This is a genomic window from Micrococcus porci (assembly GCF_020097155.1).
In the GTDB taxonomy this organism is placed as follows: domain Bacteria; phylum Actinomycetota; class Actinomycetes; order Actinomycetales; family Micrococcaceae; genus Micrococcus; species Micrococcus porci.
The window spans coordinates 132,421-156,760 of the sequence record NZ_CP083691.1 but is presented as its reverse complement, the minus strand read 5'-3'; the positions used below and the strand labels follow the sequence as shown (position 1 = coordinate 156,760).

Sequence of the window (24,340 nt, the reverse complement as noted above, 5' to 3'; positions counted from 1 at the left end):
ACGCCGGTCACACGGCGCCGGCGGGGCCGACGCGCGGGTCCAGGAGGGGGGAGAGGAGGTCCACGGTGAGGGTGACGAGGACGAACACCAGGGAGCTGAGCAGCACCACCCCCAGGACCACCGGCAGGTCCTGCGCGGTGACGGCCTGGACGGTCAGCTGGCCCACGCCGGGGCGGGAGAAGACCGTCTCCACCACCACGGCGCCGGCCACGACGTTCCCCGTGATGACGCCGAGCATGGCCAGCGTGGGCAGCGCCGCGTTGGGCAGCATGTGGGTGATGAGCACGCGCCGCCGGGACTGCCCGGATGCCAGCGCCGTCTCCACGTACTCCTGGGTGCCGGACTCGTCGAGGGCACGGAGCATGACCTGGGCGATGAGCGCGGACAGCGGCAGCCCGAGGGTCAGGGCCGGCATGACCAGGCCGGCGAGGCCGTCGTCGCCCAGCGCCGGCAGCCAGCCGAGGCCGAAGCTGAACACCTGCACCAGCAGCAGCCCGGTCCAGAAGGTCGGCAGGGCGGCGCCGAGGGCAGGGATCGCCGACGCCGTGGCACGGACCCAGCGGCGGCGGGTCCCCGCGGCGACCAGGGCGATCGCCGGTCCGGCGACGACCGCCACCAGCAGCGCGGCCCAGGCCAGCCGCAGCGTGGTCGGCAGCCGGTCGAGGATCGCCTCCGTCACCGGTTGCCCGGTCTGGACGGAGGTGCCGAGGTCTCCGGTGACCGCGGCCGCGAGCTGGGACAGGTACTGGACCGGCAGAGGGCGGTCCAGCCCGTGCTCGGCCCGCAGCGCCTGCAGGTCGGCGTCGGAGATCGCGCCGGCCTCGAGGCCGCCGGCGGCCATGGCGGTCACCGGGTCTCCGGGCATCACGTACAGGATCAGGAAGGCGGCCGTGTAGGCGCCGAGCAGGACGGCGAGCGCGAGCGCCAGGCGCAGCAGGATGCGGCGGGCCATGTCAGTGCTCCTCCTGTTCCTTCTGTTCCTTCTGTTCCGCGTCCACCCGGGCGTCGTGCAGGATGAGGCGGGAGCCGGAGTCGAACAGGACGCCGGACACCTCGGGACGGGCGGCCAGCTGGGTGTCCAGCTCGGCCACAGGGATGACCGGCAGCGAGGTCAGCAGCTCGTCCTGGGCGCGGGCGGCCAGCCGGTCACGGGCGGCGGAGTCCGTGGTGGCGTCGATCTGTTCGAGGAGCCCGTCGGTGGGCGAGGCGGCGGCGTTGCTGCGGTTCGCCAGGCCCGTGTGGTAGCTGGTGCGCAGGATGTCCACGTCGGCCCGGGTCGTGTTGGTCCAGAACGCGTCGAAGTCGCTCTCGGCCAGGATCTGGCCGGCCTGATCGGTCGAGATCTCCCGCAGCCGCACCCGGATCCCGGCGTCGTCCAGCTGCTGTTGGAGCATCTCGAGGGCGGGCGCGTTGTGCGGGGAGACCGCGGACCAGGTCACGGTGAACGTCAGCGGCGTCCCGTCCTTGGTCCAGTACCCGTCCGGGTCGCGGGTGTAGCCGGCCTCCTGGAGCGCGGCGGCGGCCCGCTGCGGGTCGTGCTGCAGCCGCCCGGACAGGTCGGCGTAGCCCGGAGTGGTCCGGGAGACCATGCTGGTGGCCGGCTGCGAGTCCCGGAAGAACGCGACGTCCACGATCTCCTGCCGGTCCAGGGCGGCCGAGACCGCCTGCCGGACGCGGGGGTCGGTGAAGGGCTCGTGTTCGTGGTTCAGCAGCAGCCCGAACGGGGTGCCGGGGTTGGCCCGCTGCAGCAGGCGCGCCCCGGAGGCGGCCAGCGGGTCCTCGTCCTGCGGGGCGATCGAACCGATCAGGTCGACCTGGTCCGACTGCAGCAGCCCCGCCCGGACCCCGGACTCCTGGACGATGGAGAACTCCACCCGGTCCACTCCGGCCCGGCCCGTCTCCTTCCAGAGACTCGACCCCCAGGCGTAGTCGTCGCGCCGGGACAGGGTGGAGCCCGCGCCGGGGGAGTAGGCGTCCACCACGAAGGGCCCGGAACCCACCACGCCGGCGCACCGCTGCTCTGCGCCGGCGGCGATGCTCGCCGGGGAGACAACGGCCAGGGAGACGGTGGAGGTGGCCTGCAGGAACTGCACGGTGGGCCGGTGGAAGCGCACGGTGAAGGTGCGCGCGTCGTGGACGTCGGTCTCGGCGTAGCCGGCCAGGTAGCCGGTGGCGAGGGACGCCCGGGGGCCCAGACCTTCGGCGAGGCTGTCCAGATTCGCGGCGACCGCCTCGGAGTCCACCGGGGTGCCGTCGGAGAACGTCACCCCGTCGCGGAGCGTGAAGGTGTAGGCCCGGGCGTCCTCGGAGACCTCCCAGCGTTCGGCCAGCCACGGAACGATCTGCCCGGTCTCCGGGTCCTGGTCCGTGAGCGAGTCGGCGACCTGCCGGGCCACGTAGATGGAGTCGTTCGAGGAGACCTGCTGCGGGTCCAGGCAGCCCTGGTCCGAGCCGAGCGCGACGCGCAGGACCTGCCCGTCCGACGGCCCGTCCGGGCCGGTGGGAAGAGCGACGGCGGCCGCGCCGGAGGCCAGCACCAGCGCCGCCGCGGCGGCGACGGACACGCGCAGGGCCCGGCGGCGGCGCCGCGCCGGATGCGGCGGTCGGCTCATGATGCCCTCCCTGCGGTGGGGTGGACGGCGGCGCCCAGCAGACCGCGCAGCCCGCCGCCGTCCTCCGGATAGTCGGTGCGCAGGGCCCCGCGCTCCTGCAACAGCGGAACCACCCGGTCCACGAACGGCTCGAGGCCGCCCGGCGTGAGGTGGGGGATCAGGATGAAGCCGTCGCAGACGTCGTGCTCGACGTGCCGTATCAGCTCCTGCGCCACGGTCTCCGGCGAGCCGACGAAGTCCTGTCGCTGCCCGGTGGCGATCACCGTCTCGCGCAGGGTCAGCCCCTGCCGCTGCGAGATCTCCCGCAGTCGGGCGACCTCCGCATGCGGGTCCGCCACATGCCGCACCCGGCCCTGGGACAGGCCCGTGTCCTCCAGGACGGGCTCGACGTCCGGCAGCGGGCCGTCCGGGTCCCATCCGGAGAGGTCGCGGTTCCAGATCCGTTCCAGGGTGAGCACCGCCGTGGCACCGCTGACCTGGGCGCGGCGGATCTGCTCGGCCTCCGCCGCCGCCTCCTCGTCCGTGTCCCCGACCACGACCGTGACGCCGGGCAGGACGCGGACGGCCCCGTCGGGGCGTCCGGCGGCGGCCGCACGACGGCGCATGTCGGCCGTGAACTCCTGTCCTGCCTCCCAGTCTCCGTGGCGGGTGAACACCGCGTCCGCCTCCCGGGCGGCCAGATCGCGCCCCTCATCCGAGTCCCCCGCCTGGAGGATCACGGGCCTGCCGTGGACGGGGGCGGGGGCGTCGACGGTCCCGTGCACGCTGAAGTCCTCGACGTCGACGTCGACGTGGGGCGGTCGGCCGGACGCGGCGTCCCAGATCTGCTGGGCTGTGGCGAGGAACTCGCCGGCGTGCTGGTAGCGCCGCTCGCGGGGCAGGTAGCCGCCGCGTCGGAAGTTCTCCCCGGTGAAGGCGTCCGGGCTCGTGACGACGTTCCAGCCTGCGCGCCCGCCGGAGAGGGCGTCGAGTCCGGCGAGCTGCCGGGCGAGTTCGTAGGGCTCGTTGTAGGTGGTGCTGAGCGTGCCGATCAGCCCGATGTGCTCGGTGGCGGCCGCGAGCGCGGCGAGGATCGGCAGGGTCGCCGGCCGGCCCACCACGTCGAGGTCATGCAGAAGCCCGCGCTGCTCGCGCAGCCGCAGCCCTTCGGCGAGGAAGATGAAGTCGAGGCGGCCCCGTTCGGCGATCTCGGCGAAGCGGATGAAGGACTCGGGGGCGATCTGGCTCCCGGACTCCGGGTCGCTCCAGACCGTGGTGTTGTTCACGCCGGGGAAGTGGGCGCCCAGGATGAGCTGACGGTCGGCGGTGCGCGGACGGGGGGTGGAGGGGTGGGTGCCGGTCATGCGGTGGCCTCCTCGTCGGTCGGTCGGGCGGTGGGGTCCTCGGGGTGTCGCCAGGGGCTGAGGGCGGGGGCGAGGCCCAGGCATTCGCGCAGGGGCACCGTGCCGGTGTCCGGCGGCCGGATGTCGTCGAGGCGGTCGTGGACGTCCGCGGCCAGTGCGAGGGCGTCGAACGGGTCGGCGGTGGGGTTCGGGACCAGGCGCGCGCCGTCGGCGCCGGCCTGCAGCGCGTGACGGACGGCGTCGGCCACGCGGGCGCCGTCGCCCTCGAGCGTCACGTCGGCGACGATGCGCGTCGGCTCCACGGGCACGGCCGGGGTGGCGCCTCGTCGACGCCGATCCGGCAGCCGCGCGGCGTCCGTGCGGCCGACCTCGGCGGCGGGGAGCAGGACGACGTCGGCGGTGCGGCGGGCAGCCTCCAGGCCGGCCGGTCCTGCGGCCTCCACCAGCACGGGGAGCCGGCCCTGGGGCGGCCGCGGGGTGATGGAGGGGCCGCGCACGCTGAACCGCTCGGCCTCGACGTCGACGTGGTGCACACGCTCGCGGTCGATGAACCGGCCGGTGGCGATGTCCCGGATCTCGGCGTCGGGCTCCCAGCTCTCCCAGAGGTCGCGGACGGCGGCCACCGCGTCCTGCAGCTCCTCCCACAGCTCGAGGTCCACCCGCGACGCCTGCAGCCCCGGGGTCCGTTCGGCCGGGTGCCGGCGGCGGCCGAACAGGGCGGAGACCTCCGGCGCGGCGGAGACGGTCGCGAGCCAGCCGGCCCGGCCGTGGGAGACGTGGTCGAGGGTGGCCAGCCCGATGGACACGTGGAACGGCTCGGTGTGGGTGGTGGTGACCTCCGGGACCAGGCCGATCCGGTGCGTGCGGGTGGCCGTCCAGCAGGCCGCGAGGACGGCGTCGATCCGGTGCGTCCCCGCCTGCGGGGCGGTGCCGAGCGGGTCGGTGAGGACGGCCCAGTCCAGGCTCGTCTCCTCCAGGGCCTGGGACAGCCGGGTCCAGTGGCCGCGGGCGTCGGCGGGGGTCTGGGTGGTCAGGGCGATGCCCAGGGTGGGCGTGGGGGTGCTCATGCGGTCCTCCAGATCTCGGCGAGTCGGGTCAGGGTCTCGACGCGGTGTTCCACCCGGTGGGCCGAGGCGCTGATGAGCAGCTCGTCCGCTCCGGTGAGCCGGGCCAGCGCGTCGAGTCGTTCGGCGACCTGCTCGGCCGTGCCGACGAAACGGGTCTGGAGGCGGTCGGCGACCAGGGCCTCCTCCTGCGGCGTGCGGGAGGGCTCGGGGTGCGCGGGCGAGGGGTAGGGGACCGCGCCGGCGCCGGAGCGGATCGACAGCACCCACGCGGCGTAGCCGCTGGCCCGTCGGCGGGCTTCGGCGGCGGTGTCTGCGATCAGGACCTCGGCGGAGACGGACACCACGGGACAGGGCACCTCGGGCGAGGGGCGGAACAGCTCCCGGTACCGGCGGACGGCGGCGACGGTGCCGGCGGGGCTGACGTGGTAGTTCGCGCCGAAGCGCAGCCCGCGGCGGGCCGCGACCTCGGCGGAGACGCCGGGGCCGGAGCCGAGGACCCACGGTTCGACGTCGACCGCCGGACGGGCGACGACCTGGCCCAGCGCGGCGCCGTCGTGCTGCGCCGTCCCGTCCAGCAGGCCCAGCAGCAGGTCCACCTGGGCCCCGTAGTCGAGGGCCGGGGTGGACGGTGTGGGCAGCAGGGCCCGGGAGGCCGCGCGCAGCGGAGAGCCGAGGGCCGCGGACAGGTCCGGGGCGGCGGGGATCACCACGCCGTCGACCTCGCTCGGACCGGCGGCGGGGTCCTGGCCGGAGGAGGCGCCGGCTCCGGCGGGTTCACGCTGCGGGTCCTGTGCGGGTCCGCCGTCGCCCGTCGGGGTCTCGGCCCGGGTGCCCGGCGGCGGACCGCCGGGGGCTGCGGCGCGGCCCAGGCCGAGGTCGATCCGGCCGGGGAAGGCCGCGGCGAGCAGCCCGAAGTCCTCGGCCAGGACCAGCGGGGTGCGCGGCCCCACCAACGACGCCGCCGACCCCAGCCGGATGTGCTGGGTGACGGGGCCGACCAGGGCGAGGGTCAGTGCCGGGTTCGACCCCAGCACCCCGGGGTTCAGGTGGTGCTCGCCGTGCCAGAGGCGCCGGTAGCCGAGGGCGTCGGCGGCGGCCGCCAGCGTGCGTGCGTCGTCGATCGCCTCGCGGGGATCGGTCTCGGCCGGCAGCAGCACGGGGTCGAAGACGCTGAGAGGGATGCTCATCGGTTCCTCCTGAGTGGGTGAGCTCGTCCGGATGTGCGGTGATGCTGCGGTGTCGAGGCCGGCACCGCAGACGACGGTGCCGTGGGGGTCAGCGGGTGCATGCGGATCGCTCTCAGGGTCGGTGGGCGGGTGTCCTCACCGGCGCCGGGGGCGTGCACCCCTGGGCCGTGCTTGCCGCTGTCGCGGCCGGATCGTCATCTGGGGCACCCCGTCACGGTGAAGGGGTTGCCGACCGACTCGGCCAGAGCCGTAGGGAGTCGGTTCTCTTGATCGCTGCCCTCACCGTAGGAAGAGGTGGGCGTGGGATCCACGGGGCGGCGGTGAGCGGTCATCTCCGCGGCGCCGCGGCACCCTCCGGCTGCGGCGGCGTCGGACACGAGGCGGGCGTCGGAGCGGGTGACGGGGTCCGGCACGCAACCGGCGCAGGGCCCAGGGCCGAGCCAGACGTTTCGGTCGTCTCCGCAGGGTGGAGGAAGCAGGTTTCTCTGGCTCAGCGCTGGGGTGCCGCTGGGCCGCGACAGGGCCGCCACCCACGGACGTGTCCTCCGTCACGGTCAGGGCATGTCGTCACGGTCGGGGCACGTCACGAACCGGGCGCCGGACGCGTGGCCGGGCCCGGCGAGGCCGTCATGAACCCCTGGGCCGGACCGACTTCCACCGCCGGTCGCGTCGGCGTTGCATGGTGCGGAACCGTCGCCCGCCCGGCCGCGCCCCTGCGACCGGGCGGCCCTGGAAAGGAGACCCATGAGCACCGCCGAGAACGCCGGGGCCGGAGCACCCACCCGCCCGGACGAGCACCGCGAGATCCTCTTCAACGCATTCGACATGAACTGCGTCGCCCACCAGTCCCCGGGGCTCTGGCGTCACCCCGACGACCACGCCCGCGACTACAACACCCTCGGCTACTGGACGCGCCTGGCGCAGACGCTGGAGAAGGGCCTCTTCGACGGCCTGTTCATCGCCGACGTCCTCGGCCCGTACTCCGTGTACGGCGGCACCTCCGAGGCCGCCATCAGGACCGGCGCGCAGACCCCCGTGAACGACCCGTTCCTGCTCGTCTCCGCGATGGCCGCGGTCACCGAGCACCTCGGCTTCGGCGTCACCGCCGGCACCGCCTACGAGCACCCCTACCCGTTCGCCCGCCGCCTCGCCACGCTCGACCACCTCACGGGCGGCCGCGTCGGCTGGAACGTGGTCACCGGCTACCTGCCCTCCGCCGCCCAGAACATGGGCCAGGACGACCAGATGGAGCACGACGAGCGCTACGAGCACGCCGACGAGTACCTCGACGTCGTCTACAAGCTCCTCGAGGGCTCGTGGGAGGACGACGCCGTCGTCTACGACAAGGAGTCCGGCGTGTTCGCGGACCCGGCCAAGGTCCACGACATCGCCCACGAGGGCACGTGGTTCAAGGTCCCCGGCCACGCCGTCACCGAGCCGTCCGTGCAGCGCACCCCCGTGATCTACCAGGCCGGCGCCTCGACGCGCGGCCGCGCCTTCGCCGGCAAGCACGCCGAGGCCGTGTTCATCAACTCCCCCACGAAGGAGCTGGCGGCCGCCACCGTGAAGAAGATCCGCCAGGCCCTGGTGGACGCCGGCCGTGACCCGTACGACGTCAAGATCTTCGCGATGCAGACGATCGTCACCGGGGCCACCGACGAGGACGCGCGGGCCAAGTACGACGACCTGGCGCAGTACGTGGACCCGCTGGGCGGCCTCGTGCTCATGTCCGGCTGGATGGGCATCGACCTGTCCCAGTACGACCTGGACGAGCCGATCGGGGACGTGAAGTCGAACGCCATCCAGTCCGCCGTGGAGACCTTCCAGAAGGCCTCCGGCACGGACGAGGGGTGGACCGTGCGCAAGCTCGCCGAGTGGGTGGGCATCGGCGGCTTCGGCCCCGTGATCGTGGGCGGCGGCGAGTCCGCGGCCCGCCAGCTCGTCGAGTGGGCCGACGAGACCGACGTGGACGGCTTCAACCTCGCCTACCACATCACCCCGGGCACCTTCGAGGACATCGTGGAGTTCGTGGTCCCGGAGCTGCAGAAGCTCGGCCGCTACAAGACCGCGTACACGGACGGCACGCTGCGCCACAAGCTCTTCGGCCGCGGCGACCACCTGCCGCAGAACCACCACGGCGCGTCCTTCGCCTTCCGGAACCGGCGGGGCTGAGCGGACGCCGCTCCGGCCTGCGCGTCCAGGCGGCCTCGGTAGGGTGGCCCCGACCAGGTCGACAGACGTGGGCGGGCGGCCGCGGCCGCCCGCCTGGCAGGAGGAGCACATGCAGCGCAGACGTGCCGTGCACGCGGCGGGGCTCGGGGTCGTGGCGGCCCTGACCCTCGCCGGGTGCGGGACCGACCAGCAGGACGTCGGGGAGGCGTGGCAGCACGCCCGCGCCCAGATCGACGGCGCCGAGTCCGTCCGCATGACCATGGCGTCCGTCAACGACTCCCAGGGCCCCAGCGTGGTCGCGTGGGACGTGGCCGGGCCGCTGGAGGGCGCGGACGGGACGACCACCGGCCGCATGCAGGTCGGCCGGGACTCCTGGATGACCGTCCGCTCCGTCAGCGCGGACGGCAAGACCTGGGCCAGGGTGGACACCGAGGGCCAGGACGTGCCGGAGCAGATCGCCTCCATGTACCGCACGGACGGCTGGACGGAGACGCAGCAGTCCGGGCAGAACGCGCTGCGCGCCACCCTCGACGCCGTGGGCCTGCCCGCCGCGGACGCCCTGGACGGCGTCGACGTGCAGCCCGAGAAGGTCGACTGGTCCGGCGGCACCGCCTACCGCTACGCGATGCCCGGGGACGTGGCCTCCGCCGCCCGCGGAGACAGCCAATTCTCCGTGCGCGCGTTCACCGTGGACGAGGACGGCGACCTCGTGGGCCTGCGCGTCGAGGACGGCGGCGTGATCCAGGAGTTCGCCCTGAGCGACTGGAACGAGATCGAGCCGGCGGAGGCGCCGGAGGAGGCGCAGCACTGATGCGACCGACCACCCCCCGCACCCCCGCCCCGCACGGCGGCGCCCGCCGTCGGGCGCTGTCCCTGGCCGCGCTCGGCGCGGCCGCCGCCCTCTCCCTCTCCGCGTGCGGCGCCTCCGGCGAGGACGCCTCGGCTGCCTGGGACGCCGCCCGCACGCAGCTGCAGGACGCGTCCTCGGTCCGGCTGACCACGGAGGCCCGCAACGACTCCGGCGCCGCCCCCGGCACGCCGGACGGCGTCGAGATCGCCGGCGACGTCCACAGCTCCGACCTGTCCTACACGGGCGTGTTCCGCACGGACGGCTACATCACGCGGGACGAGTCCCGCACCGTCGGCGGCCAGCGGTACGAGCGGTTCACCCTGGAGCAGCCCGGCGGCGTCTCGGGCGAGGGCCGCCCCGCGTTCGCGGAGAAGTGGAAGAAGGCCGAGCCCCTGCCCGGGGACGCGAGCATGCGCTCCATCCTGGACGGCGTGCTCACCGCCGTCCCCCAGGCCGGGGCCCTGCAGGGCGCGGACGTCCGGGCCACGGACATCCGCCGCCAGGGACGGGACGCCACCCGCTACGTCCTGGACACCCCGGTGAAGGGCGGCACCACGGACTCGAGCCTGACCGCGTTCACCGTGGCGGACGACGACGGCACCCTCCTCACCGTCGAGACCACCGGCCCCGGGACGCGCGGCACGGTGACGTTCTCCGACTGGAACGCGGTGGAGCCCGTCACGGCGCCCGCCACCGAGGACATGGCGCAGGACACGGCCACCGCCAAGTGAGCCCGGCGTGTGGGGCCGGGGACCCCGGCCCCACACGCAGACGACGGCGGCCCGCCTCCCGTGGGGGAGGCGGGCCGCCGTCGTCGTGCGGGGTCGATCAGGCTGCGGGGCCCTCGTCGGCCAGCGGGGTGGAGGGGTCGGAGACCACGTCCGGATCCGCGCCGTGGGCGTTGCCGGTGGTCACGGTCTCGTTGTTGGAGGCCGGGGACGGCTGGTTCGAGGAGGTCTTCTCCTGGACGGCCTGCTTGGCGTCGGACGCGGCCGAGGCGGCCTTGTCCTTCGCGTCGGAGGCCACGACCTGGGCCTTGTCCTTCACGACGCCGACCTTGTCCTGGGTCTTCGGGTCGTTCCAGACCTTCTGCGCGTTCGCGGTCATCTTCTGGAGGTTCTGACGGCCCTCGGCGCTGCCGAGGAGGTAGCCGGCTGCGGCGCCGACGGCGAGGGTGAACCAACGCATGGGGTGTGCTCCTTCGTCGAGTACCGGGCCCGCCCCCTTCCGGGGCGGCCGGCGCGCTGTTGCGCTTTCGTGGACACCACTGTGGCGACTCGGCGTCCGGCGGTCAATGGTCGGCGGCCCCTCAGCCCTCCGCCGCGCGTCGGCCGGGGACGGTCACCCGGGCGTGGTGGATGCGGTGCACGGCCTCGACGACCACGCAGCCGCCCAGGGCGATCGCCAGGGACGCGGCCAGCAGGTCCGGGGCGGGGAGCTCCATCTGGTGGTACCAGCGGGAGGCCGGCACCAGCACGGCCGCGGCCAGCAGCGCGTACATGCCGGCGACCACGCCGCACATGAGCGGGCGCAGCGGCCGGGAGATGCACGTCAGCACCCAGAGGCCCAGCAGGGTCAGCGTGATCAGGGACGCGGTCTGCAGCTGGGCCGTGTCCACGGGCTTCGAGGAGAGGTGCCGCGCGTACCAGGAGACCGCCAGCATCGCCGCCACGATCGTCACGCCCGCCGGCACCGCGAACAGCAGGGCGCGGCGGAGGAAGCCGGGCACGTAGCGGCGCGGGTTCGGCAGCAGGGCCAGGAAGAACGTCGGGGCGCCGATCATCAGGAAGTCCGCCGTGGACGCCTGCCGCGGCAGCAGCGGGAACGGCCAGGCCAGCAGGGAGAACACCAGGCCGAACAGGAGCGCGTAGGACGTCTTGGTCAGGTAGATGTGCGCCAGGCGCTCCATGTTGGCGATCACCTGGCGGCCCTCGCGGAGCACGTCGGGGAGGCGGTCGAACCGCCCGTCCAGCAGCACCATCCGGGAGACCGCCTTGGTGGCGGGGGCGGCGTTGCCCATGGCGATGCCCAGGTCCGCGGTCTTCAGGGCCAGGGCGTCGTTGACGCCGTCGCCCGTCATGGCCACCACGTGCCCCCGGGACTGCAGGGCCGCCACCATGGCCTGCTTCTGCTCCGGGGCCACGCGCCCGAACACCTCGTGGGACTCCAGGACGTCGGCGAGCTCCGCGGGGTCGGCGGGCAGGGTCCGCCCGTCGACGGCGTCGCCGGGCACCTCCATCCCGACGGCGCGCGCCACCGCCGCCACCGTGCGCGGGCTGTCCCCGGAGATCACCTTCACGGCCACGCCCTGCTCGCGGAAGTAGCCGAGGGTCTGGGCGGCGTCCGGACGGACGTCCTCCGCGAAGGTCAGGACGGCGACGGGCTCGCGGCCGGCCGGGAGGGTCTCCCCGGCGGGCGCGTCCGACGCGCGGCACAGCAGCACGGTCCGCAGCCCGCGGTCGGCAGGCGCGGTGCACGCCTCCGTGAGCGCGGCGGTGCGCTCCGGGCCCAGGTGCGCGGCGTCCGCGAGGGCCTCCGGGGCGCCGAGCAGCCAGGTCCCGGCCATGCCGGGGTGCGCGGCGTCCGCGTCGGGGCCGAAGGTCACGGCGGACCAGCGGCGGACGCTGGAGAACGGCACGACGCCGGTCGGAGAGGAGGCCGGGGCCGCCGGGAACGGCTCCCGGAGCGCCGCGGCGGTGGGGTTGGCGTCCGGGTCCGCGCCGAACCAGGCGAGCACCGCCCGCGCGCCGGGGTCCAGCGCGACGGCCGCGTCGTCGTCGTGCGGGAGGGCGGGGGCGCCGACGGGCGCGTGGGCGCCGTGGAAGACGATCCCGCCCTCCGTGAGGGTGCCGGTCTTGTCCAGGCAGACCGTGTCCACGCGGGCGAGGATCTCCACGGCGGGCTGCTCCTGGATGAGCACCGCGCGGCGGGCCAGCTTGAGGGCGGCCAGGGCGAAGGAGATGGTGGTCATCAGGGCCAGGCCCTGGGGGATCATCGCGGTCACGGCCGCCACGGTGGCCACGAGGGCCGCCTCGAGCGCGGGCTGGTCCTCGCTGCCGAGCACGCGGGACCAGCCGCCGGCCGCCGTGACCTGGCCGTGGAGGATCACGGCGACGATCGGCACCAGGGCGATCGTGAGCCAGCGCGCCACCTTCTCCAGGGCCGCCCGCAGCTCGGAGTGCGCGCGCGTGAACCGGCGGGCCTGCACGGCCAGCTTGGCCGCGTGGGAGTCCGCGCCCACCGCCGTGGCCCGCACCAGGGCGGTGCCGGCGACGACGGCCGAGCCCGAGAGGACCGCGTCCCCGGGAGCCTTCGGCACCGGGTCGGACTCGCCGGTGAGCAGGGACTCGTCCACGTCCAGGCCCTCCGACGTGAGCACCGCGCCGTCCACCGGGACCTGGTCCCCGCGGCGCAGCACCACGACGTCGTCCAGGACGACCTCCTCGATCCGCACCTCGCGGCGGGCGCCGTCGCGGACCACGAGGACGCCGTCCTGGTGGAGCAGCGCGATCCGGTCCAGGGCGCGGCGGGCGGAGTTCTCCTGCACGACGCCGATCACCACGTTGGCCACGGCGGCGAGGCTGAACAGGAGGTCGAACCAGCGCCCGAGCACGACGATCACCGTGGCGCACAGGGCGATGACCAGGTTGAACAGGGTGAGCACGTGGGAGCGCAGGATCGTGCCGAACGAGCGCGAGGTGTCCTTCGGCTGCACGTTGACCCGGCCGGCGGCCACGCGTTCGGCCACCTGGGCCGAGGTCAGCCCGGCCAGGGCCGCGGGGCCGGCGTCGGCGGCGGGGGCGGGGCTCGGCGGGGTGTGCGTCACAGGGTCACCGTAGCCCGGGCTCCGAGGGGCCGGACTCCACCCGGGGGATGATCTTCCGTCGTCCTCAGGGGCGACCGCACCTGCCCCCGGGCTCGGGCGGAAGGCTAGCGTGGGGGCACGGCGTCTGTACGCCTCAGGGCCCCGGGCGGGATCCCCACCGCCCCCACCCACTCCCCTCGCAGAGAAAGCGGACCCCATGACCCCCCGCCTGTCCCGTGCCTCCCTCACCGCCCTCCTCGGCGCCGGCGCCCTCGCGCTGAGCGCGTGCGGCGGCGACCCCGCCCCTGCCGCCTCCTCCTCCGCGGAGGCCGCCTCGTCCTCCGCCGCCGGCCCCACGGTGAGCACCTCCCCGAACGGCTCCGACGCCGCCGCGTCGTCGTCCTCGGAGTCCGCGGCGTCCGAGTCCTCCGCCTCCGACGTCCCCGCGGGCCAGGCCCCCGAGGCCGAGGTCGTCTGGAAGGACATCCAGCAGGGGCTGGACGAGGCGGAGAGCGTGCACATCCTCGCGGAGATCGACGGCGGCTCCGGCTCGGAGGTCCAGCGGGTGGACCTTGCCGGCGACGTCGCCGGGACCACGGTGCAGGGCTCGGTGACGGGCGACTCCGCCGACTTCACGGGCACCATGGACTTCATCCACGTGGGCGGCCAGACCTACCTCAAGATGGACGGCTCCGGCGGCGGGGACGCCAGCAGGATGGCCGAGGCGCTCGACGGCCGCTGGCTCGTGGACACCCAGGGCATGATCCCCGTGGACGAGATGAACCCCCAGGTCTTCCTCGACGAGATGAAGCAGGAGTTCTCCACCGTCACCGACGCCGAGCTCGCCGCGATGGAGGGCGAGGTCGTGCAGGTGGACGGCGAGGAGATGTACCGCTACTCGGACGACTCCTCCTGGACCATGACCGTGGACAAGGACAACCACGTCCGCGAGTTCCGGGACACCAAGTCCTCGGGCGAGGGCACGGTCACCATGGACCGGTGGAACCAGGTCACCCCGGCCGCCGCCCCGCCGGCCGCCGAGCAGGTGACCATGGACGAGCTCTCCCAGGAGATCGCCTCCTCCGGCGCCGGCTCCTCCGCAGGCGCCACGGCGTCCGCCACCGTGGACGGCTGACCGCACCGCCTCACGCCGCACACGACGACGGCCGCTCCCCCCTGCGCGGGGGAGCGGCCGTCGTCGGGGCGGGTCGGGCTCAGCCGAAGTGCTTCGGCAGCGTTGCCTCCCAGGCCTCCCGGAGCTCGGCGATCGGCAGGGTGAACTGGCCCTGCACCTCGAGCGCGTCCGACTGCGCGTCCACCACGCCGATGCGGGTGACCGTGTAGCCGCGGGCGGTGGTCATGTCCGTGAAGCGGACCTCCTCGGTGCGCGGCACGGAGACCACGGTGCGGCCCTGCGTCTCGGAGAACAGCGCGGTGAACACGTCCACGCCGTCGCGGCGCACGACCTCGTCCAGCACGATCCGGGCGCCCACGCCGAAGCGCAGCACCATGTCCGCCAGGGTCGCGGCGAGGCCGCCCTTGGAGACGTCGTGGGCGGCGTCGACCATGCCGTCCCGGGACATGTTCACCAGCAGCTCGCCCAGCAGGCGCTCCTGTGCCAGGTCCACCTTCGGCGGAACGCCGCCCAGGTGGCCGCGCAGGTTCGCGTACTCGGAGCCGTCCAGCTCGTCGGCCGTGACGCCGAGCAGGTACACGGCCTGGCCGTCGGCGTCCGTGCCGAAGCCCGAGGGGGTGCGGCGCAGGACGTCGTCGAAGCGGCCCAGGACGCCCACGGTGGGGGTCGGGTGGATCGCGACGCCGCCCGTCTGGTTGTACAGGGAGACGTTGCCGCCGGTGACGGGCACGCCCAGCACCTGGCAGGCGTCGGCGAGGCCGCGCACGGCCTCCGCGAACTGCCACATGACCTCCGGGTCCTCGGGGGAGCCGAAGTTCAGGCAGTCGGTGACGGCGAGCGGGACGGCGCCCGTGGTGGTCACGTTGCGGTACGCCTCCGCGAGGGAGAGCTGGGCGCCCGCGTACGGGTCCAGGTAGGCGTAGCGGTCGTTGCAGTCCGTGGCCACGGCCACGCCCATGCCGGTCTCCTCGTCCACGCGGACCACGCCGGCGTCGTCGGGGGAGGCCAGGGCGGTGTTGCCGCGGACGTAGCGGTCGTACTGCCGGGTGATCCAGGAGACGTCCGCCATGTTCGGGGACGCCATCAGCTCGACGACGGCGGCCTTGAGCTCCTCGCCGGTGGCGGGCAGGTCCTGCCCGGCCGCGGAGGAGCGGAAGGTGTCCGCCTGCAGCGCGTCCTGGAAGGACGGGCGGTGGCAGGGGCGCTCGTAGACCGGGCCGTCGTGGGCCACGGTGCGCGGGTCCACGTCCACGATGGTCTCGCCGTCCCAGGTGATGACCAGGCGGCCGTCGCCGGTGACCTCGCCGAGCCAGGAGTGCTCCACGTCCCACTTGGCCATGACGGCCTCGAACGCGGCCACGTTCTCCGGGGTCACGACGGCCATCATGCGCTCCTGCGACTCGGACATGAGGATCTCGCCCGGGGTCAGCGTGGAGTCGCGCAGCAGCACGTCGGTGAGCTCGACGCGCATGCCGCCCTCGCCGTTGGAGGCCAGCTCCGAGGTGGCGCAGGAGATGCCCGCGGCGCCCAGGTCCTGGATGCCCTCCACGAGGGAGTCGCGGAACAGCTCGAGGCAGCACTCGATGAGCACCTTCTCCGCGAACGGGTCGCCGGCCTGCACGGAGGGGCGCTTGGCGGGCTTGCCGCCGTCGTCGAAGGACTCGGAGGCCAGCACGGAGGCGCCGCCGATGCCGTCGCCGCCGGTGCGGGCGCCGAAGAGGACCACCTTGTTGCCGACGCCCGAGGCGTTGGCCAGGCGAAGGTCCTCGTGCCGCAGCACGCCCACCGCGAGGGCGTTCACCAGCGGGTTGCCCTGGTAGGAGGGGTCGAAGGCGACCTCGCCGCCGATGTTCGGCAGGCCCAGCGAGTTGCCGTAGCCGCCGATGCCGGCGACCACGCCGTGGACGACGCGCGCCGTGTCGGGGTGGTCGACCGCGCCGAAGCGCAGCGGGTCCATGACGGCCACGGGGCGGGCGCCCATGGAGATGATGTCGCGCACGATGCCGCCGATGCCGGTGGCCGCGCCCTGGTAGGGCTCCACGAAGGACGGGTGGTTGTGGGACTCCACCTTGAAGGTCACGGCCCAGCCGTCGCCGAGGTCGGTCACACCGGCGTTCTCGCCGATGCCGACCATCATGTGCTCCTTCATCTCCTCCGTGAGCGTGTCGCCGAACTGGCGCAGGTGCACCTTGGAGGACTTGTAGGAGCAGTGCTCCGACCACATCACGGAGTACATGGCCAGCTCCGCCGCGGTGGGGCGGCGGCCGAGGATCTCACGGATGCGCGCGTACTCGTCCTCCTTGAGGCCCAGCTCGGCCCAGGGTTGGGCGACGTCCGGGTTCGCCGCGGCCTGCTCGACGGTCTCGATGGTGAACTGGGTGCTCATGCGGCGCCTCCACGGGTGGCGAGGGTGGTCAGGACGGAGGTGAAGAAGCCCAGGCCGTCCGTGCCGGAGCGGGGGCCGGCCTCGGTGTCCGGGCCGAATCCGGCCTCCACGGCGTGCTCCGGGTGCGGCATGAGGCCGACGACGTTGCCGGCCGGGTTCGCGATGCCCGCGATGTCCCGGCGCGAGCCGTTGGGGTTCCAGCCCACGTAGCGGAACACCACGCGGCCCTCGGCCTCGAGGGCGTCGAGGGTCTTCTCGTCCGCCACGTACTGGCCGTCCTGGTTCTTCAGCGGGACGGTGATGACCTCGCCCTGCTCGAAGTCGCGGGTCCAGGCGGTGTCCGTGCTCTCCACCGCCAGCTGCTGGTCGCGGCAGATGAAGTGCAGGTGGTCGTTCTTGATCATGGAGCCCGGCAGCAGGTGGGACTCGGTGAGGATCTGGAAGCCGTTGCAGATGCCGAGCACCGGCAGGCCGTCCTCCGAGCCCTCGGGACCGCCCGCGGCCTGGGCCACGGCGCCCATCATGGGAGCGAAGCGGGAGATCGCACCGGCGCGCAGGTAGTCGCCGTAGGAGAAGCCGCCGGGGATGACCACGGCGTCCACGGTGGCCAGCGTCGCCGCGGCGTCCGCTTCGGCGTGCCACAGGGACACGGGCTCGGCGCCGGTGAGGCGCACGGCGCGGAGGGCGTCGACGTCGTCGAGGGTGCCGGGGAAGGTGATGACGCCGATCCGCGCCCCGTTCAGCGGGGTGGACGGCGTCGAGTAGTCGCCGATCAGGGGGATCTCGGTCATCAGGCCGCGTCCTCGTCCAGCACGGCGACGTTCACGACGTCCTCGATCACCGGGTTGGACAGCATCTCCTCGGCGGCCGTGCGGGCCGCGGCCAGGACCTCCTCCGTGACCTCGCCCTCCACGGTGAGCTCGAAGCGCTTGCCCTGGCGGACCTGGCTGAACTCGGTGAAGCCGAGGCGGGGCAGGGCCCCGTTGATCGCCTTGCCCTGCGGGTCGAGGATCTCGGGCTTGGGCATGACGTCGACGACGATGATGGGCAACTGACGCTCCTGGGGTGAGTGGGCCGCGCGGGTGCTCGCCGGGTGCGTCCGGTGCCGTCTCACGCCGGATTCGGGCGCTCCGCGAGCTTGCCCCGCCAGTCTACCGGGGGCCCGGACGCCGGATCCCGTCGCGGTTCAGGCGGTGACGGGCTCCCCGGCCGCCGGCATCGCGGCGACGCCGGCCGCCGGGTGGACGGGGCTAGCCTGGCGCCATGATCCTGGCCCGCATCCCCCGCCGCTCCGCCCGCCGCGCCGTCCCCGTGGTCGAGGCCACGCAGCCCCCCGTCCGTGACCGCTCCCGCGAGGTCAGCCCCCTGGGCCCGGCGCTCGCCGTGGCCCTGGGCGGCGTGGTCGCCGCCGCCGCGCGCGGCCTGCGCGCCCGCACCCGCCGCGCGGAGGCCGCCGACCGCGCCCGCGTCGCTCGGGACGCCGACGCGTGACCGAGGCCCCGTGCCCCTGCGGGCTCGGTCTCCCGTACCCGGAGTGCTGCGGCCGGCTCCACGCCGCCCACGCCGCGGACGGTTCCCTGACCGCGCCGACCGCCGAGGCGCTCATGCGCTCGCGGTACACGGCGTTCGCCCGCCTCGGCGAGGTGGAGGGGGCCGGGGCGACGGGCGCCGCGGACGTGGCGGCGACGGTCGCCTATCTGCGGGCGACGTGGGCCCCGGAGCACCGGCCGTCCACGGCGGAGCTGACCCCGGGGCCGGGTGACCCCGCCCCGGCGTTCACCCGGCTGGCCGTGCTGGCGGTGGAGGGCGGCGGCCCGTTCCAGGACGTCGGCGAGGTCGAGTTCGCGGCCGTCGGCCGCGGGCCGGAGGGGCGGTTCCGCCTGCACGAGCGCAGCCGGTTCCGCCGTGAGTCCGGCGTGTGGCTCTACGTCGACGGGGACGTCACCGCCTGAGCGGCCTCAGATCCCGCCGAACAGCCCGGCGGCCAGGCTCCCGACCAGGCCGAGCAGCACCACCACGGCCAGCACCCGCACCCAGGGGCTCGGCGCGGACGGGCGGGGGTCGTCGTCGAACTCGGCGAACTCGAGCTCGGGGGGAAGGTCAGCCATGGTGCTCCTCGGGGTCGGGGGTGGACGGGTCCTCGGTCGGTCGGCGGTCCCCGGCGGCTCGCGCGCCCGCCTCCAGCGCCGCCAGCAGTCGCGCCCGCAGCGCCTGCCCGCGCTCGGCGAACCCGCGCTGGCGCCGCGCGTACTCGGCCCGCCCCTCCGGGGTCTCGATCCGCACCGGGGTGTACCCGCCGAGCCCGTCGGAGAGGTCGTCCACGCCGGTGAGGTCGTAGGGGGAGGCCTCCATGTCCAGGCGGCGGATGTCCCAGGCCAGGTCGAAGCAGTCCGCCACCAGGTCCGAGTCCACCAGCGGCAGCAGCTTGTGCGCCCACTTGTACAGGTCCATGCCCGCGTGCAGGCAGCCGGGCTGCTCCATGTCCCGCATGCCCGCGCGCGTGGGCTGCACCCCCTCCGCGCCCTCGTTCAGCGGCACGGCCTCCGGAGCGAAGAACCGGAACGCGTCGAAGTGCGTGCAGCGGATCCGCTGGTCCTCGACCACAGCGTCCGTGCCTGCCGCGCCCAGGCGCAGCGGCAGCTGCGAGTGCCGCACCCCGTGCACGTCCGAGCGGTAGGCCATCGCCCACTCGTGCAGCCCGAAGCAGCCCAGCCGCGCCGGCCGCCCTGCCGTGCGCTCCAGCAGCTCCCGGGTGAACGCCACCCCGGACGCGCGGTCCGCCAGGAACGCCGGCACGTCGACCGTCCAGCCACCCACCTCGCGCCCGTCCAGCACGACGCCGACCACCTCGCCCGGCTCCACGCGCCGCCAGTGCCGCCACTCGCCTCGCGGGGCCGTGCCCAGCTCGGCGGCCTCGGCCGTGGCGGCGGCGCCGTCGTCGTCGGCCAGGACGACGCCGGCCCCCGGGTGCCAGCGCTGCAGCGCGCCCGGGGTGAGCGTGTAGTACCCGAACAGGAAGTCCTGCACCGGGTGCGGCTCCCCGCGCGTGCGCCGCGCCATCAGGGGTGCGGTGCGCGCGGCGATGCGCTCGCGGTGGGCACGGGCGCGGGCGCGCCAGTCCTCGGGCGCGAGGACGAGCGGGACGGGTGAGGGGGCAGCGGAGGTCATGGCGGCACCATTCTCCCGGGTGCGGGCGCGCCCAGGAGGATCCGCTCGCCTTCCCAGGAAGCGGCCAGGTAGTCTACTCGCCACGGGCGTGTTCCAGATCACTCCGCGGCTCCGGATCTCGGGCCCGCGTGGGCCGCCCGACGGCCTCACCCGGCCGGACCTTCGCCGCACCAGAGAGACGAGCCCATGAACCGTCACCCCCAGCGTCTGCGCCTGCTCGGCGCCGCCGTCACCGCCGTCGGCCTGATGGCGGCGCCCCTCGCCGCCCCGGCCTTCGCCGCCCCGCAGGCCGAGCACGCCGTCGGCGTGCAGGCCGCCACGCCCCTCAAGGCAGGCCGCTACTTCGTGATCCTCAAGGACGCCCCCTCGGCCGTCGCCGAGAGCCAGGCCACCGCCCCTGGCGCCGCCCCCTCCGCGAAGTTCGACGCGAACCACCCCCGCGTGAAGAACTACGAGGCCAAGCTCAAGCGCCAGCAGGAGAAGGTCGCCGCGCAGCAGGGCGTCACCCCCAAGGTCACCTTCCAGCGCGCGCTGAACGGCTTCGTCGCCGAGCTCTCCGCGGAGCAGGCCCAGGCCTACGCGGAGGATCCCGCCGTCCTCGCCGTCACCGCCGACGAGCAGGTCGCCCCCGACTACACCTCCACCGACTTCCTCGGGCTGAACGGCAAGAAGGGGGCCTGGAACACCACCTTCGGCAAGGCCGAGAACGCGGGCCGCGGCGTCGTCGTCGGCGTGATCGACTCCGGCATCTACCCGGACAGCCCCTTCCTCGACGGCACCCCCGTGGGGCCGCGCACCAACAACGGGAAGCTCAAGGCCGGCGACACCTTCCGCACCGCGGACGGCAGGATCGCCGTCCAGAAGGCCGACGGCACCCTCGCCACCGCCGAGTGCCAGTCCGGCCCCGACTTCCCCGCCTCCACCTGCGACTCGAAGCTGATCGGCGCCTACGCGTTCTCCGACGACTTCGTCCGGGGCACCCCCGTGGAGAAGCGCGACCCCGCCGAGCGCATCTCCCCGCTGGGCGTGAAGTCCCACGGCACCCACGTGGCCACCACCATCGTGGGCGCCAAGGACGTGGAGCAGACCATCGACGGCGCGTCCTTCGGCCTCGGCTCGGGCGTCGCCCCGGCCGCGAAGCTCATCTCCTACAAGGTCTGCTGGGAGGACACCGACCCGGACACCGGCGGCTGCTACTCCTCCGCGTCCGTGGCCGCCGTGGAGAAGGCCATCGAGAACAACGTCGACGTCCTGAACTACTCCATCTCCGGCAACAACACCTCCGTGGTGGATCCGGTGGCCCTGGCCTTCCGCTCCGCCGCCGAGGCCGGGATCTTCGTCGCCGCGTCCGGCGGCAACTCCGGCCCGACGCCGAGCACCGTGAACCACTCCTCCCCGTGGGTCACCACCGTGGCCGCGGAGACCTTCTCCAACGAGCTCACCGGCACCCTCGAGCTCTCCGACGGCACCAAGGTGCGCGGCGCCTCCTCGGCGCGCACCGGCGTCGGCCCGGCCCCGGTGATCCACGCCGCGGACGCGGCCGCCGCGGGTGTCTCCGCGGACGACGCCCGCCTCTGCAAGCCGGGCGCCCTCGACCCGGCCAAGGCCGCCGGCAAGATCGTGCTCTGCGAGCGCGGCGTGAACGCCCGCGTGGAGAAGTCCGCCGTGGTCAAGGACGCCGGCGGCGTCGGCATGATCCTGGTGAACGTCACCCCGGGCTCCCTGGACGCGGACATCCACGCCGTGCCCACCGTGCACACCAACGACGCCTCGCTGATCGCCAAGGCCAAGGCCGGCGGCCTGCAGGCCACGATCGTCCCCGGCGACACCACCGGCCAGGCGCCGGACCCGCTGCCGCAGATCGCCGGCTTCTCCTCCCGCGGTCCGTCCAACGCCGTGAACCAGGAGTTCCTCAAGCCGGACGTGGCCGCCCCGGGCGTGAACGTGATCGCCGGCGTCTCCGAGTACGACTCGGACTACCACGGCAACGTGTTCGGCCTGATGTCCGGCACCTCCATGGCCTCGCCGAACCTGGCGGGCATGGCCACGCTGCTCATCGGCAAGCACCCCGAGTGGTCCCCGATGGCCGTGAAGTCCGCCCTGATGACCACCGCCGGCGACGTCTACAACGCGGACGGCACCGTCAACCAGGACAACTTCGCCACCGGTGCCGGCTCCGCGGATGTCGCCGCCGCGAACCGCCCGGGCCTCGTCTACGAGTCCGACGCGACGCAGTGGAACGCACTGATCCTGGGCGACCTCGCCGGCCGCGAGGTCAACGTGCCCTCCGTGGCCCTGCCGGACGTGCTCGGCACCGCCTCCGTGAAGCGCACCGTCACCGCCCTGGAGAACGGCCGCTGGACGTTCTCCGGCTCCGTGCCCGGCTACACCGTGACCGCGTCCCCGTCCGTGCTGGACCTCAAGGCCGGCCAGAAGGCGGAGGTCACCCTGACCTTCACCCGCACCGACGCCGCCCTGAGCCAGTGGACGCACGGCTCCTTCTCCTGGACCACCGCCAAGGGCAAGGCCGTCCCGTCGGTCACCTCCCCGGTGACCCTGAAGTCCGTGCCCGCCACCGCGGACGCCTCCGTGACCGGCACCGGCGCCTCCGGCTCCGCGGCCGTGGCCGTCCAGCCCGGCTTCACAGGTCAGCTCACCCCGTCCGTGCTCGGCCTGAACAAGGTCGAGTCCCAGGCTGTGACGCTGCAGCCCGGCGGCTCCAAGGTCACCCCGGTGACCGTGGCCCCCGGCACGAAGTCCGTGACCTTCGCAGTGGACTCCGGCGTGGACACGGCCGACTGGGACATGCTGGTGCAGACCCCGTCCAAGAAGCAGTTCACCTCCGCCACGGAGTCCTCGGACGAGTCCGTGACCATCCAGGACCCGGAGCCGGGCACCTACCTGGTGCTCACCCAGCTCTACGCGAACCCGGCGGGCGCGGACACCGCGGCCCTGGAGACCGTGCAGCTGCGCTCGGACGCCGGCAACATGACGGTCACCCCGAACCCGATCCCCGTGACCACGGGCCAGGAGACCTCCGCGACCGTGAACTGGACCGGCCTCACCTCCGGCACCTGGCGCGGCCAGGTGACCTGGGCCGAGGGCACGGCCACGCAGGTCGAGGTCACCGTGCCGTGACCTCCGGCTGACGACGACGCCCCCGCACCTCCACGTGGAGGTGCGGGGGCGTCGTCGTGAGGGGCTCCGCCCGGGCCGACTTCCGCTCAGAAAGACGTCGCTTCCATCCCGGAGAGGCGGGATGGAAGCGACGGTCTCCTCAGCGAAAGGGGGGGGGTCAGCGGCCGGTGCCGCCGTAGACCGTCGCCTCGACGTCCGTGTCCAGGCCGAACGCCGTGTGCACGGCGCGGACGGCGTCGTCCAGCTTGTCCTCGGAGGTGACCACGGAGATGCGGATCTCCGACGTGGAGATCAGGTCCACGTTCACACCGGCGTCGGACAGGGCCTTGAAGAAGGTGGCCGAGATGCCCGGGTTCGATCGCATGCCGGCGCCGATCAGGGAGAGCTTGCCGATCTCCTTGTTCGGCACGATCTCCTCGAAGCCGATGGACTCCTGGGCGGCGCGCAACGCCTCGATGGCGGCCTTGCCCTCCACGATCGGCAGGGTGAAGGAGATGTCCGTGCGGCCGGAGTCCTGACGGGACACGTTCTGCACGATCATGTCGATGTTCACGTTGGACTCGGCGATCACGCGGAAGATCTCGGCGGCCTTGCCGGGGACGTCCGGGACGCCGACGATCGTGACCTTGGCCTCGGAGCGGTCGTGGGCCACGCCGGCGACGATGGGCTGTTCCATGGGGGCGCCTTCCTTGAGGTGGATGGTGTCGTTCGGGTCGGGCATGATCCAGCTGCCCTCATGGTCGGAGAAGGAGGAGCGCACGTGGATCGGCACGCCGAAGCGGCGGGCGTACTCCACGGAGCGCAGGTGCAGGACCTTCGCGCCGGAGGCGGCCAGTTCCAGGGTCTCCTCGGAGGAGAGCTGGGGGAGCTTGCGGGCCGAGGACACGACGCGCGGGTCGGCCGAGTACACGCCGTCCACGTCCGTGTAGATCTCGCAGACGTCCGCGCCGAGGGCGGCGGCCAGGGCGACGGCGGTGGTGTCCGAGCCGCCGCGGCCCATGGTGGTGATGTCCTTGGACTCCCGGCTCATGCCCTGGAAGCCGGCGACGATCGCGACCGCACCCTCGTCCAGGGCCGCCCGCACGCGGTGCGGGTTGACCTCGATGATGCGGGCGCGCCCGTAGGCGGCGTCGGTCATCATGCCGGCCTGGGACCCGGTGAAGGAGCGGGCCGGGACGCCCTGCGCGTCGATCGCCATGGCCAGCAGGGACATGGAGATGCGCTCGCCGGCGGAGAGGAGGATGTCCATCTCGCGGGCGGGGGCGTCGGCCGTGAGCTCGGCGGCGAGGTCCAGCAGCTCGTCCGTGGTGTCGCCCATGGCGGAGACCACGACGCACACCTGGTTCCCGGCCTGCTGGGTGGCCACGATGCGGCGGGCGACGCGCTGGATGCCCTCGGCGTCGGCGACGGACGAGCCGCCGAACTTCTGGACGATCAGGCGCACGGAGGATCCTTCCGGACGGGGGCGGGGCGGGGC

General features: G+C 74.0%; 20 protein-coding genes and 1 riboswitch. Of the genes, 7 read left to right on the top strand and 13 right to left on the bottom strand.

The features are described 5' to 3' along the window. Positions 1 to 7 precede the first annotated feature (7 nt). From KW076_RS00685 to KW076_RS00665, 5 genes are read right to left on the bottom strand one after another with little or no spacing between them, the layout of a single operon-like run. Positions 8 to 952, bottom strand: a complete 945-nt coding sequence (locus tag KW076_RS00685) for an ABC transporter permease (protein WP_224355724.1) — start codon at positions 950 to 952, stop codon at positions 8 to 10. 1 nt (position 953) lies between these two features. Beyond that, positions 954 to 2,612, bottom strand: coding sequence for an ABC transporter substrate-binding protein (locus KW076_RS00680; RefSeq protein WP_224355723.1), 1,659 nt, complete (start codon positions 2,610 to 2,612; stop codon positions 954 to 956). After that, a complete protein-coding gene (locus tag KW076_RS00675; RefSeq protein WP_224355722.1) occupies positions 2,609 to 3,955 on the bottom strand; it encodes an LLM class flavin-dependent oxidoreductase in 1,347 nt (448 codons plus the stop codon). Before KW076_RS00675 ends, KW076_RS00680 begins: the two co-directional genes overlap by 4 nt. Beyond that, positions 3,952 to 5,022, bottom strand: a complete 1,071-nt coding sequence (locus tag KW076_RS00670; protein ID WP_224355721.1) for an LLM class flavin-dependent oxidoreductase — start codon at positions 5,020 to 5,022, stop codon at positions 3,952 to 3,954. Before KW076_RS00670 ends, KW076_RS00675 begins: the two co-directional genes overlap by 4 nt. Further along, a complete protein-coding gene (locus tag KW076_RS00665) occupies positions 5,019 to 6,209 on the bottom strand; it encodes an LLM class flavin-dependent oxidoreductase (protein WP_224355720.1) in 1,191 nt (396 codons plus the stop codon). Before KW076_RS00665 ends, KW076_RS00670 begins: the two co-directional genes overlap by 4 nt. 162 nt (positions 6,210 to 6,371) lie before the next feature. Beyond that, positions 6,372 to 6,481, bottom strand: a riboswitch (SAM riboswitch). A 472-nt stretch (positions 6,482 to 6,953) separates the two neighbouring features. Between KW076_RS00665 and KW076_RS00660 the strand changes: the two genes are divergently transcribed. The 3 genes from KW076_RS00660 to KW076_RS00650 all read left to right on the top strand — a co-directional run bounded on the left by KW076_RS00660 (position 6,954) and on the right by KW076_RS00650 (position 9,962). Continuing rightward, positions 6,954 to 8,381, top strand: coding sequence for an LLM class flavin-dependent oxidoreductase (locus KW076_RS00660; protein ID WP_224355719.1), 1,428 nt, complete (start codon positions 6,954 to 6,956; stop codon positions 8,379 to 8,381). 109 nt (positions 8,382 to 8,490) lie between these two features. Beyond that, positions 8,491 to 9,192 (top strand): Tat (twin-arginine translocation) pathway signal sequence, encoded by a 702-nt coding sequence (locus KW076_RS00655; RefSeq protein WP_224355718.1) that lies wholly within the window; start codon positions 8,491 to 8,493, stop codon positions 9,190 to 9,192. Next, positions 9,192 to 9,962, top strand: coding sequence for a hypothetical protein (locus tag KW076_RS00650; protein ID WP_224355717.1), 771 nt, complete (start codon positions 9,192 to 9,194; stop codon positions 9,960 to 9,962). The genes KW076_RS00655 and KW076_RS00650 overlap by 1 nt, the downstream gene beginning before the upstream one ends. A 97-nt stretch (positions 9,963 to 10,059) precedes the next feature. Here the strand turns inward: KW076_RS00650 and KW076_RS00645 are convergent, their stop codons facing one another. Both KW076_RS00645 and KW076_RS00640 read right to left on the bottom strand, forming a co-directional pair. Next, the gene (locus KW076_RS00645; protein ID WP_224355716.1) at positions 10,060 to 10,419 is read right to left on the bottom strand and encodes a YtxH domain-containing protein; all 360 of its coding nucleotides are present in this window, start codon (positions 10,417 to 10,419) and stop codon (positions 10,060 to 10,062) included. A gap of 121 nt (positions 10,420 to 10,540) precedes the next feature. Next, the gene (locus tag KW076_RS00640; RefSeq protein WP_255612617.1) at positions 10,541 to 13,057 is read right to left on the bottom strand and encodes an HAD-IC family P-type ATPase; all 2,517 of its coding nucleotides are present in this window, start codon (positions 13,055 to 13,057) and stop codon (positions 10,541 to 10,543) included. Between the two features lie 196 nt (positions 13,058 to 13,253). Between KW076_RS00640 and KW076_RS00635 the strand changes: the two genes are divergently transcribed. Next, a complete protein-coding gene (locus KW076_RS00635) occupies positions 13,254 to 14,171 on the top strand; it encodes a hypothetical protein (RefSeq protein ID WP_224355714.1) in 918 nt (305 codons plus the stop codon). Positions 14,172 to 14,250: 79 nt separating this feature from the next. On the opposite strand, the gene purL is transcribed toward KW076_RS00635, so the two are convergent. From purL to purS, 3 genes are read right to left on the bottom strand one after another with little or no spacing between them, the layout of a single operon-like run. Beyond that, positions 14,251 to 16,557 carry a phosphoribosylformylglycinamidine synthase subunit PurL gene (gene purL, locus KW076_RS00630; protein WP_224355713.1) on the bottom strand — a complete coding sequence of 769 codons (2,307 nt, stop codon included), beginning with the start codon at positions 16,555 to 16,557 and terminating at the stop codon, positions 14,251 to 14,253. Further along, entirely contained in the window at positions 16,554 to 17,348 is a 795-nt protein-coding gene (purQ, locus tag KW076_RS00625) for a phosphoribosylformylglycinamidine synthase subunit PurQ (RefSeq protein WP_224355712.1), read from the bottom strand. The genes purL and purQ overlap by 4 nt, the downstream gene beginning before the upstream one ends. Next, positions 17,348 to 17,608, bottom strand: a complete 261-nt coding sequence (gene purS / locus KW076_RS00620) for a phosphoribosylformylglycinamidine synthase subunit PurS (protein WP_224355711.1) — start codon at positions 17,606 to 17,608, stop codon at positions 17,348 to 17,350. The genes purQ and purS overlap by 1 nt, the downstream gene beginning before the upstream one ends. 212 nt (positions 17,609 to 17,820) lie before the next feature. On the opposite strand from purS, the gene KW076_RS00615 reads away from it, so the two are divergent. Then, a complete protein-coding gene (locus KW076_RS00615) occupies positions 17,821 to 18,048 on the top strand; it encodes a hypothetical protein (RefSeq protein WP_224355710.1) in 228 nt (75 codons plus the stop codon). After that, the gene (locus tag KW076_RS00610; protein WP_224355709.1) at positions 18,045 to 18,509 is read left to right on the top strand and encodes a YchJ family protein; all 465 of its coding nucleotides are present in this window, start codon (positions 18,045 to 18,047) and stop codon (positions 18,507 to 18,509) included. The genes KW076_RS00615 and KW076_RS00610 overlap by 4 nt, the downstream gene beginning before the upstream one ends. Before the next feature lie 6 nt (positions 18,510 to 18,515). Here KW076_RS00610 and KW076_RS00605 read toward each other — a convergent pair whose 3' ends face one another. Next, the gene (locus KW076_RS00605; protein WP_224355708.1) at positions 18,516 to 18,665 is read right to left on the bottom strand and encodes a hypothetical protein; all 150 of its coding nucleotides are present in this window, start codon (positions 18,663 to 18,665) and stop codon (positions 18,516 to 18,518) included. Beyond that, positions 18,658 to 19,725: a 3-methyladenine DNA glycosylase gene (locus KW076_RS00600; protein ID WP_224355707.1), complete on the bottom strand. Its 1,068-nt coding sequence runs from the start codon at positions 19,723 to 19,725 to the stop codon at positions 18,658 to 18,660. The genes KW076_RS00605 and KW076_RS00600 overlap by 8 nt, the downstream gene beginning before the upstream one ends. Before the next feature lie 186 nt (positions 19,726 to 19,911). On the opposite strand from KW076_RS00600, the gene KW076_RS00595 reads away from it, so the two are divergent. Beyond that, positions 19,912 to 22,863, top strand: a complete 2,952-nt coding sequence (locus tag KW076_RS00595) for a S8 family serine peptidase (protein WP_224355706.1) — start codon at positions 19,912 to 19,914, stop codon at positions 22,861 to 22,863. Between the two features lie 157 nt (positions 22,864 to 23,020). Here the strand turns inward: KW076_RS00595 and KW076_RS00590 are convergent, their stop codons facing one another. Then, positions 23,021 to 24,307, bottom strand: a complete 1,287-nt coding sequence (locus tag KW076_RS00590) for an aspartate kinase (RefSeq protein ID WP_224355705.1) — start codon at positions 24,305 to 24,307, stop codon at positions 23,021 to 23,023. Positions 24,308 to 24,340: the final 33 nt, after the last annotated feature.

Coding starts and splice junctions, on each gene's coding strand:
- KW076_RS00615 (WP_224355710.1), top strand. CDS start 17,821: ATGATCCTGGCCCGCATCCCCCGCCGCTCCGCCCGCCGCGCCGTCCCC.
- KW076_RS00680 (WP_224355723.1), bottom strand. CDS start 2,612: ATGAGCCGACCGCCGCATCCGGCGCGGCGCCGCCGCCGGGCCCTGCGC.
- KW076_RS00655 (WP_224355718.1), top strand. CDS start 8,491: ATGCAGCGCAGACGTGCCGTGCACGCGGCGGGGCTCGGGGTCGTGGCG.
- KW076_RS00600 (WP_224355707.1), bottom strand. CDS start 19,725: ATGACCTCCGCTGCCCCCTCACCCGTCCCGCTCGTCCTCGCGCCCGAG.
- KW076_RS00665 (WP_224355720.1), bottom strand. CDS start 6,209: ATGAGCATCCCTCTCAGCGTCTTCGACCCCGTGCTGCTGCCGGCCGAG.
- KW076_RS00635 (WP_224355714.1), top strand. CDS start 13,254: ATGACCCCCCGCCTGTCCCGTGCCTCCCTCACCGCCCTCCTCGGCGCC.
- KW076_RS00645 (WP_224355716.1), bottom strand. CDS start 10,419: ATGCGTTGGTTCACCCTCGCCGTCGGCGCCGCAGCCGGCTACCTCCTC.
- KW076_RS00650 (WP_224355717.1), top strand. CDS start 9,192: ATGCGACCGACCACCCCCCGCACCCCCGCCCCGCACGGCGGCGCCCGC.
- KW076_RS00595 (WP_224355706.1), top strand. CDS start 19,912: ATGAACCGTCACCCCCAGCGTCTGCGCCTGCTCGGCGCCGCCGTCACC.
- purL (WP_224355713.1), bottom strand. CDS start 16,557: ATGAGCACCCAGTTCACCATCGAGACCGTCGAGCAGGCCGCGGCGAAC.
- KW076_RS00670 (WP_224355721.1), bottom strand. CDS start 5,022: ATGAGCACCCCCACGCCCACCCTGGGCATCGCCCTGACCACCCAGACC.
- KW076_RS00685 (WP_224355724.1), bottom strand. CDS start 952: ATGGCCCGCCGCATCCTGCTGCGCCTGGCGCTCGCGCTCGCCGTCCTG.
- KW076_RS00660 (WP_224355719.1), top strand. CDS start 6,954: ATGAGCACCGCCGAGAACGCCGGGGCCGGAGCACCCACCCGCCCGGAC.
- purQ (WP_224355712.1), bottom strand. CDS start 17,348: ATGACCGAGATCCCCCTGATCGGCGACTACTCGACGCCGTCCACCCCG.
- KW076_RS00675 (WP_224355722.1), bottom strand. CDS start 3,955: ATGACCGGCACCCACCCCTCCACCCCCCGTCCGCGCACCGCCGACCGT.
- KW076_RS00605 (WP_224355708.1), bottom strand. CDS start 18,665: ATGGCTGACCTTCCCCCCGAGCTCGAGTTCGCCGAGTTCGACGACGAC.